Source organism: Nocardioides sp. (genome assembly GCF_016462705.1).
In the GTDB taxonomy this organism is placed as follows: domain Bacteria; phylum Actinomycetota; class Actinomycetes; order Propionibacteriales; family Nocardioidaceae; genus Nocardioides.
In genome coordinates, this window is sequence record NZ_JAEMSS010000179.1 from 1 (window position 1) to 8,374 (window position 8,374).

At 72.4% G+C, this 8,374-nt stretch carries 9 protein-coding genes; 1 reads left to right on the forward strand and 8 read right to left on the reverse strand.

The features are described 5' to 3' along the window. Window positions 1-453: 453 nt before the first annotated feature. Window positions 454-2,052, reverse strand: coding sequence for a ribosomal protection-like ABC-F family protein (abc-f, locus tag JHD21_RS18150; RefSeq protein ID WP_292678027.1), 1,599 nt, complete (start codon window positions 2,050-2,052; stop codon window positions 454-456). 21 nt (window positions 2,053-2,073) lie between these two features. Between abc-f and JHD21_RS18155 the strand changes: the two genes are divergently transcribed. Beyond that, entirely contained in the window at window positions 2,074-2,985 is a 912-nt protein-coding gene (locus JHD21_RS18155) for a neutral zinc metallopeptidase (RefSeq protein ID WP_292678029.1), read from the forward strand. A 7-nt stretch (window positions 2,986-2,992) separates the two neighbouring features. Here the strand turns inward: JHD21_RS18155 and JHD21_RS18160 are convergent, their stop codons facing one another. The 7 genes from JHD21_RS18160 to JHD21_RS18190 all read right to left on the reverse strand — a co-directional run. Next, complete coding sequence (locus JHD21_RS18160; RefSeq protein ID WP_292678031.1) at window positions 2,993-3,901, reverse strand: phosphotransferase; 909 nt, start codon at window positions 3,899-3,901, stop codon at window positions 2,993-2,995. Window positions 3,902-3,911: 10 nt separating this feature from the next. Further along, window positions 3,912-5,324, reverse strand: a complete 1,413-nt coding sequence (locus JHD21_RS18165) for a polyketide antibiotic transporter (RefSeq protein ID WP_292678033.1) — start codon at window positions 5,322-5,324, stop codon at window positions 3,912-3,914. Between the two features lie 156 nt (window positions 5,325-5,480). Continuing rightward, window positions 5,481-6,404 (reverse strand): ABC transporter ATP-binding protein, encoded by a 924-nt coding sequence (locus JHD21_RS18170; protein WP_292678034.1) that lies wholly within the window; start codon window positions 6,402-6,404, stop codon window positions 5,481-5,483. A gap of 81 nt (window positions 6,405-6,485) precedes the next feature. Then, window positions 6,486-6,986 (reverse strand): metallophosphoesterase, encoded by a 501-nt coding sequence (locus tag JHD21_RS18175; protein WP_292678036.1) that lies wholly within the window; start codon window positions 6,984-6,986, stop codon window positions 6,486-6,488. After that, a complete protein-coding gene (locus JHD21_RS18180; protein ID WP_292678038.1) occupies window positions 6,986-7,603 on the reverse strand; it encodes an acVLRF1 family peptidyl-tRNA hydrolase in 618 nt (205 codons plus the stop codon). Before JHD21_RS18180 ends, JHD21_RS18175 begins: the two co-directional genes overlap by 1 nt. Then, the gene (locus tag JHD21_RS18185; protein ID WP_292678040.1) at window positions 7,600-8,046 is read right to left on the reverse strand and encodes a DUF4345 domain-containing protein; all 447 of its coding nucleotides are present in this window, start codon (window positions 8,044-8,046) and stop codon (window positions 7,600-7,602) included. Before JHD21_RS18185 ends, JHD21_RS18180 begins: the two co-directional genes overlap by 4 nt. 40 nt (window positions 8,047-8,086) lie before the next feature. Beyond that, on the reverse strand, window positions 8,087-8,374 hold a 288-nt coding region (locus tag JHD21_RS18190), incomplete at its 5' end, for a metal-sulfur cluster assembly factor (RefSeq protein WP_292678042.1).

The following is an 8,374-nucleotide window of genomic DNA, read 5'->3' on the forward strand; positions in this document are numbered from 1 at the left end:
CAGCGGCAGGGCTCCGCCCCGCCGCCCGCATGCGCGGGCACCACCACCGTCTGCGATGGGGGTATCCGAGACAAGCGCGTGGATCGCACGCACCAGATGCGTGCGAAACGCGAGCTAGCGGTCTGAGGCGGGCGGGGGCAGCGGCGGGGTCCCCGGATATCCGGTGACCCCTGCACTTCTGCACCGAGATCTCGGTGCAGAAGTGCAGGACTGGGTGCAGAAGTCCGGACCCCGGCGTCGGCGGGCCCGTAGGGCAGCGGTGCGCCACGCAGGCTTCCGGTCGGGCAAGCCCCTGCCTCAGGAACCGCTCCCCCGAGGCGACCGGGCTGGTACGCGCGCGGCCGCCACGTCCCGCCCTCGGACCGCCCAGCACACCGGGGTGGTCACGTCCCAGCCACGGCTTGCGAGGTCTCGAGACGGTCGCTGCGCGACCTCCTCGACCAACGGATGCCGTCAGGCCAAGGCCACCAGGTCCGCGTAGCCCTCGTTCCACAGGTCCTCGACCCCGTCGGGCAGGATCAGCACCCGCTCGGGCTCGAGCGCCAGGACGGCGCCCTCGTCGTGGGTGACCAGGATGATGGCGCCCTCGTAGGACCGGATGGCGGCGAGCACCTCCTCGCGGGAGGCCGGGTCGAGGTTGTTGGTGGGCTCGTCGAGCAGGAGGACGTTGGCGCTGGAGACGACCAGGGAGGCCAGCGCCAGCCGGGTCTTCTCGCCGCCGGAGAGCACCCGGGCCGGTTTGTGGGCGTCGTCCCCGGAGAAGAGGAAGGCACCGAGGACGGAGCGGGCGTCGGTGTCGGTGAGCTGCGGCGCGGCGCTCTGCATGTTCTCGAGCACCGTCCGGTCGGTGTCGAGGGTCTCGTGCTCCTGGGCGTAGTAGCCGATCTTGAGTCCGTGGCCGGGGATGACCCGGCCTGTGTCGGACTGGTCGACGCCCGCCAGGATCCGCAGCAGCGTCGTCTTGCCGGCCCCGTTGAGGCCGAGGATGACCACCCGGGAGCCCTTGTCGATGGCCAGGTCGACGTCGGTGAAGACCTCGAGCGAGCCGTAGGACTTCGACAGCTCGGCCGCGGTGAGCGGGGTCTTGCCGCACGGTGCCGGCGCCGGGAACTTGATCCTTGCGACCTTGTCCGACTGGCGCTCGGCCTCCACACCGGCCATCAGGCGCTCGGCGCGCTTGAGCATCGACTGGGCCGCCTGCGCCTTCGTCGCCTTGGCGCGCATCCGGTTGGCCTGGTCGGTGAGCGTCTTCGCCTTGTTCTCGGCGTTCATCCGCTCCCGCTTGCGGCGCTTCTCATCGGTCTCGCGCTGCAGCAGGTAGGGCTTCCACCCCATGTTGTAGACGTCGATCTCGGCCCGGTTGGCGTCGAGGTGCAGGACCTTGTTGACCGTGCGCTCGAGCAGGCCGGTGTCGTGGCTGATCACGATCAGTCCGCCCTTGTACGACGCCAGGTAGTCGCGCAGCCACATGATCGAGTCGGCGTCGAGGTGGTTGGTCGGCTCGTCGAGCAGCATCGACTCAGCGTCCGAGAACAAGATCCGGGCCAGCTCGACGCGGCGCCGCTGACCGCCGCTCAGGGTCGACAGCGGCTGGCCGAGGACCCGGTCCTCGATCCCGAGGCTGGAGGCGATCTGGGCGGCCTCGGCCTCGGCGGCGTACCCGCCTCCGGCGTGCAGCTCCGCCTCCGCTCGCTCGTAACGGCGCATGGCCCGGTCCCGCACCTCCGGGTCGTCGCTGCCCATCTCGGTCTCGGAGGCCCGGAGGCGGCGTACGACGTCGTCGAGACCGCGCGCGGACAGGATCCGCTCGCGAGCGAGCACGGTCGGGTCGCCGGTGCGCGGGTCCTGTGGGAGGTAGCCGACGGTCCCGGTGGTGTGCACCGTGCCCGCAGCAGGCAGCGCCTCCCCGGCGAGGATCTTGGTGAGCGTCGTCTTGCCGGCGCCGTTGCGCCCGACGAGCCCCACCTTGTCACCGGGAGCGACGCGGAAGCTGACGCCCTCCATGAGGAGCCGCGCACCGGCTCGGACCTCGAGCTGATGGGCGGTGATCATGACTGTCGTTAGTGTATTGGGGTGCGGTTCAACCCGAAGGCCACCATCGACAAGGGCGGCGTCCGCGACGCCGGCCGAGGTCGCTCCGGAGGTGGCCTCCAGGGGCTGCCGATCCCCTCGGGTGCTGCCGGAGGAGGTATCGGCGGCGTCATCCTGATCATCATCATCTTCCTGGTGGTGCAGTTCGCCGGCGGCGGTGACGGTGGCGGCGGCACCGGGACGGACACCGCGACGGACCGCTACAACGAGTGCAAGACCGGCGCGGACGCCAACGAGAGCGCCGACTGTGCGCGCGAGCTCGTCGAGGACTCGCTGCGCGCCTACTGGGAGAGCACCCTGCAGCAGCAGACCGGGACCGCGTTCGAGGCCACCGAGATCGTCACGTTCACCGAGGCGGTGTCGACCGGCGGCTGCGGCAGCGCGAGCTCGGCGGTGGGCCCGTTCTACTGCCCGCTCGACAAGACGATCTACCTCGACTCGACCTTCTTCGCCGACGTCCTCGAGGGCCAGCTCGGCGGCAGCGGCGGCGACTTCGTCGAGCCCTACGTCCTGGCGCACGAGTACGGTCACCACATCCAGAACCTGCTCGGCACGATGGGCAAGGTGAAGACCCAGCAGGGCCCCGACAGCGACGCCGTCCGCCTGGAGCTCCAGGCCGACTGCTACGCCGGCATGTGGACCAAGGGGGCGATGAGCACCACCGACGCCAAGGGCGTCAAGATCTTCGACGTGGTCGACCGCGCCGACATCGAGGAGGCCATCGACTCCGCCAAGGCCGTGGGTGACGACCGCATCCAGGAGGCCTCGGGGGGCGAGGTCGACCCCGAGGGCTGGACGCACGGCTCGTCGAAGCAGCGCGTCGCCTGGTTCGAGACCGGGCTGGCCGCCAAGTCGATCGACGCGTGCGACACGTTCTCCGCCACCCAGCTCTGAGGTCTGGCTACCCCTCGACCAGGGCCTCGATCAGCGGGAACTGCCGCTGCAGGACCCGCAGGTGCGGCGCAACGGCCGGGTGCCGGTACTTCCCGGCGAGCGCACCCTCGCCGCCGGCGACCCGGGCGAGCGCCCACTCGGCCCGGCTCAACGCCGTCAGGACGGCGCACACGCGGGCGCCGTGCAGCGCCTCCTCGCGCGTGGCCAGGCCTTCGGGGAGCCCCAGCAGGTAGGCGTCCAGGAGCGGTTCGAGCTCCTCCCGCGCGTTGAGGAGGTAGTAGCCGAGGTCCGCGCCGACGGGCCCGCGCCCCAGGGTCGCCCAGTCGATGGCCAGGACGTCGTCGCCGAGGCGTCCCGGGAGGTTGGCGGGCACCGGGTCGCCGTGCTGGGCCACCTGGGGAAGCCGGTCGACCTGGTCCAGCAGTGCCCCGCGCCGTCCCCACAGGTGGTCGGCGACGTCGGCGACGGTGGTGCGGGCCAGCGTCGGCCACCCGCCCCGGTGCTCGACCCGCCGGATCCGGTCCCGGAGCTGGTCGCGGGCGAGCCAGTCGCGGCTGCCGAGCTCGGCACCGGCGAAGCGGCCCAGCGCGTGCGTGGCGAACAGTCCGCTGTTGGCGGCGTCCTCCACCCAGTCGGCGGTGAGCGTGATGCCGTCGGCGTCCTCCTCGACGGAGGTGAGCTCGGGCGCCCGCAGCCCGGGGGTCCGCAGCACGATCCCCGACGTGACGACGTCGGCGGCACGCCGCCAGTAGGCGAAGTGCCGAGGGTCGCTCAGCTCCGGAGGGTCGTGCTCGGACGGGGCACCCAGCCGTTTCACGACGACCGGGCGGCCGCCGAGCACCGTTCGCCACACGCCCACGGTCGAGGTCCCGGTGCCGTTGCGCAGGGCCACCCAGCCGGGCTCGGGCTGCCACATGGCTCGGACGTTAGCCGACGTCGCGCCTGTGGAAGGCGATCTGGCCGGCGACACTCAGGGCGACAGCCACGGCCGTGACCGCCACGAACGGCGCCCAGGCGAAGTCCTCGGCCGGCATCAGCGCCAGGTGCTCGAACGGCGACACGTCCTGCAACCACTGCGGCATCCGGAAGACCTCGGCGAAGAGCATCACCACCAGGCAGAAGACGAGCCCCAACCAGGACAGGAACGCCGCCCGCGGCACGACCCCGAACATCAGCCGGGCCACCGCTGCGAGCACCAGCACCGCCGGCAGGTGCCCCAGGGTCGGGAGGACGTAGTCGGCCACCGCCTCGCCGTCACCCGTGACCAGCGCGTAGCCCACCCCCATCCCGAGGCCGGCGACGAGCAGCACGAGGACGGTCCCCGCGACCGTGACCAGCACGTGACCGAGGAGCCAGTCGCGGCGGCGCAGCGCCGTCGACAGCAGTGCCTCGACCCGGCCCGCGTCCTCCTCCCCGTGCGGCCGGAGTGCCGAGGAGATCGCGAACCCCGCTCCGATGAGGGCGAGCGTGAGGATCATCGTCGAGTAGAACGCGTCCACGAGGGCACCACCGCTCTGCACGAACATGTCCTTGGCGAGGTCGGAGTCGCCCAGCAGCGAGTCGACGTCGTCGCCGAGGGTCCCGTAGCCGACACCACCCAGGAACATCCCGATCCCCCAGCCGAGCACGGTCCCCCGCTGGAGCCGCCAGGCGAGGCCGGCCGGTCGCGACAGACCTCGCGCGGCCCGAGGAGGACCGGGTCGCGCGGCGAAGACCCCCGAGCCGTAGTCACGGCGCAGGAACACGACGTACGCCGCCCCGGCGGCGACCACCGATGCGGCGACCAGCAGCAGGGCCGGCCACCAGCGCAGCCCGGAGAACGGGTGCATCGCCTGGTACCAGCCGATGGGCGACATCCAGCTGAGGACCGGCGATCCGACGTCACCGATGGCCCTCAGGGCGTACGCGAGGCCGATCACCGCGCCGGTGAGGCCGTACATCGCCCGGGTGGTCGAGGTCAGCTGGGCCGACAGGAGCGCCACGCCACTGAAGAAGAACCCGCACAGCGCCACGCCCACGCCGAGCGCGAGCGAGTCCGCGAGCTCCAGGGGGTAGGCGATCAGGCTCAGCGCCACCGCCGCGCCGAGGACCGTGTTGGCGACGAGGGCGGTGAGGAAGGCGGCCGCCGTCGTCGACTGCCGGCCCACCGCGGCGGCTCGGAGCATCTCGTCACGCCCCGACTCCTCCTCCGCGCGCGTGTGGCGCCCCACGAGGAACATGCTCATCAGGCCTGCAGCGATCGCCCCGAACGCGGCGGACTGCCAGGTGACCTGCCCGCCGACCGTGTTGAGCGCCCGCGCCGGACCAGTCATCGCGATGAAACCGGCGTTGCTCTCCATGCTCGCCGCCGCGCGGTCGAAGTCGGCCTGGGTCTCGTAGAGCCCGTCGACGCTGACGGCCTGGCTCCAGTAGGAGCAGTGCCACGCCCACGCTCCACCACAGGAGCATCCATCGGTCGCGGCGCAGGTAGGCGCGGACGAACGACCAGGTGCCGGTCATGCCGACGCCTCGGCCTCGGGGCTCTCCGTGATCTCGTCGCCGTAGTGCCGGAGGAACAGCTCCTCCAGCGTCGGCGGCTGGCTGGTCAACGAGACGATCCCCGCCCGGTGGAGCACCCCGACGGCACGGTCCAGGTCGACCGTGTCCACCTCGAACATCGCTCGGTTGCCGTCGAGCCACAGGCCGTGGACGCCCGGCATGTCCGCGAGCCCCTCCGGTGGCCTGGCGAGCTCGGCAGTGACCGACGTCCGGGTGAGGTGGCGCAGCTCGCCGAGCGTGCCGGACTCCACGCACCGACCGGTCCTGATGATGCTCACACGGTCGCAGAGCCGCTCGACCTCGGCGAGGATGTGGCTGGAGAGCAGCACCGTGTTGCCCCGGTCGCGGAACGCGTCGACGTAGTCCTGGAAGACCGACTCCATGATCGGGTCCAGGCCGGACGTCGGCTCGTCGAGCAGCAGCAGCTCCACGTCGGAGGCGAGCGCGGCGACCAGCGCGACCTTCTGCCGGTTCCCCTTGGAGTAGCTGCGCGCCTTCTTGGTCGGGTCGAGCTCGAAGCGCTCGACCAGCTCCGCCCGCAGCCCCTCGTCCAGACCGCCGCGCAGCCTGCCGAGCAGGTCGATCACCTCGCCACCCGTCAGGCCGGGCCACAGGTTCACCTCGCCGGGGACGTAGGCCAGGCGCCGGTGCAGGTCGGCCGCGTCGTGCCAGGGGTCCCCGCCGAGCAGCCGGACGTCGCCGGAGTCCTTGCGCAGCAGACCCAGCAGCACCCGGATGGTGGTCGACTTGCCCGCCCCGTTGGGGCCCAGGAATCCGTGGATCTCTCCCCTGCTCACCTCCAGGTCGAGCTCGTCCAACGCGCGATGGGCCCCGAACGACTTGACCAGGCCGCTGATCTCGATGACCGACGTGTCTGCCACGTCACCAGACTGGCCGAACGCCCCGCGCCGGTGGAAGGGCCGACGGTCAGGTCGGGCGGGCCTTTCGGCACTGGTTCGGCCTCAGGACCGCCGCACCTCGTGCAGCACCAGGTCCGCCAGGCGTCCGGCGGTCGCCACGGCGGTCAGGTAGGTGCAGTGCGGCTGGCGGCGCCGGTCGGTCGGCGAGCCCGGGTTGAGCAGCCGCAGCCCGGTGTCGGCAGTGGTGTCCCAGGGGATGTGGCTGTGGCCGAAGACGAGGACGTCCACGTCGGGGTACGCCGCGGCGCAGCGCGCTTCACGCCCTTGTCTGCCACCTGTCTCGTGCACCACCGCGAGCCGCACGCCGCCGACCTCCGCGCGCGCCACCTCGGGGAGCCGCGCCCTCAGCGCAGGCCCGTCGTTGTTGCCGTGCACCCCGAGCAGCCGGGCGCTGCGCGCCTCCAGCCGGTCGAGCAGCCCGACGTCGACCCAGTCCCCGGCGTGCACGACCAGGTCCGCCCGGTCCACCTCGTCCCACAGCACCGCGGGCAGGTCCTTGGCGCGCTGGGGGACGTGGGTGTCGGCCATCAGCAGCAGTCGCATCAGGTCTCCCCCGCGTTGACGACCTCGACCCGCACCGAGCAGGCGTCCCGGACCGCTTGCTCGAGCACACCACGCCTGGGGTCCGGCACCGCGAGCCAGGGGTCGACGACCGCCAGCCGGCGTAGCCGGCTGTCGGCGAGGACCTCGTCCACGGCGGCGCGGTCACCACCCGCCACGACGGTCAGCGGCCCCTCCCCGAGGATGCGGACGGCATGCTCGGCTGCGGCCTCGTAGGCCTGTCTGGCCTGGTTGTCGCGCCGCCGGGCGAACCGCTGCTGGCTCTGGCCACCCGCCTTCGTGCGGCCCTGCACGTGGCGCTGCCCCACCTTCGACTCCACGAACCGGTCGCCGGACATCCGGGCGACGGCGAAGCCGCCCTTGCGGACCAGGAGGACGCCCCAGTCGCCCGGCGCCGCGACGGCGGCGACGAGTCCGTCGGGCTCGGCCGGGCCGGCGTACTCGGCGGCGAAGGGCAGCCGGGCCTCGAACGTCGAGCCGTCGGTAGCGGTCCCGGACAGCGCGCCGTCGGTCACCCGCAGCTCGGCGCCGCCGTGCCGCTCGCCGAAGTTCGCCACCCAGCGCGCCACTCGCTCGCGTGGGACGAGGACCGTGGTCACGCCGAGGACGCCGGATCCGTGTCGGGCGTGCCACGCAGGCTCGCCTGCCACGCCACCAGGGCGGGTGGGCCGACGAGCTCGACCGCCAGGAGCGCACGCTGGAGCGGGTGCGGGGCGCCGGCCGTCCGCCAGGCGCCGGCCCGGGCGAGGCCGGCGAGGAAGATGGTCCCCGCGAGCGCTCGCACACCAGCTGGGTCCCGGTCGGCCCGCCGGGAGAGCGAGACCGTCGAGATCCCCAGCGCCAGGTAGACGGCGCCGTAGAACCGCGTCTCGCTCTCGACGGCCGGCTCGCCCGGCGCGCGGACACCGGCGAACGACCGGACTCCGCGCACTGCGGTGTCCAGACCGGCGACGGTCGCCACCAGGCCCGACCCGAGCACCACACGGCGCAGCCGTCTTCGGCTCAGTCGATCGCGGTCGCCGGGAACCGGGGCGGTCCTCACCCGGCAGACGCTACTGGCCCCGCGGCGTCGCGGCTCGGACTCAGACGTTGAAGCCGAGCGCCCGCAGCTGCTCGCGGCCGTCCGGGGTGATCTTGTCCGGGCCCCACGGCGGCATCCAGACCCAGTTGATCGCCACGTCGTTGACCAGGCCCTCCAGGGCGGAGTTGGTCTGGTCCTGGATCACGTCGGTCAACGGGCAGGCCGCGGAGGTCAGCGTCATGTCGAGGACGCAGTTGGAGCCGTCGTCGAGGTGCACGTCGTAGACCAGGCCGAGGTCGACGACGTTGATGCCGAGCTCGGGGTCGACGACGTCCTTCATCGCCTCGGT

Coding starts and splice junctions, on each gene's coding strand:
- abc-f (WP_292678027.1), bottom strand. CDS start 2,052: ATGATCACCGCCCATCAGCTCGAGGTCCGAGCCGGTGCGCGGCTCCTC.
- JHD21_RS18160 (WP_292678031.1), bottom strand. CDS start 3,901: ATGTGGCAGCCCGAGCCCGGCTGGGTGGCCCTGCGCAACGGCACCGGG.
- JHD21_RS18165 (WP_292678033.1), bottom strand. CDS start 5,324: ATGGAGAGCAACGCCGGTTTCATCGCGATGACTGGTCCGGCGCGGGCG.
- JHD21_RS18175 (WP_292678036.1), bottom strand. CDS start 6,986: ATGCGACTGCTGCTGATGGCCGACACCCACGTCCCCCAGCGCGCCAAG.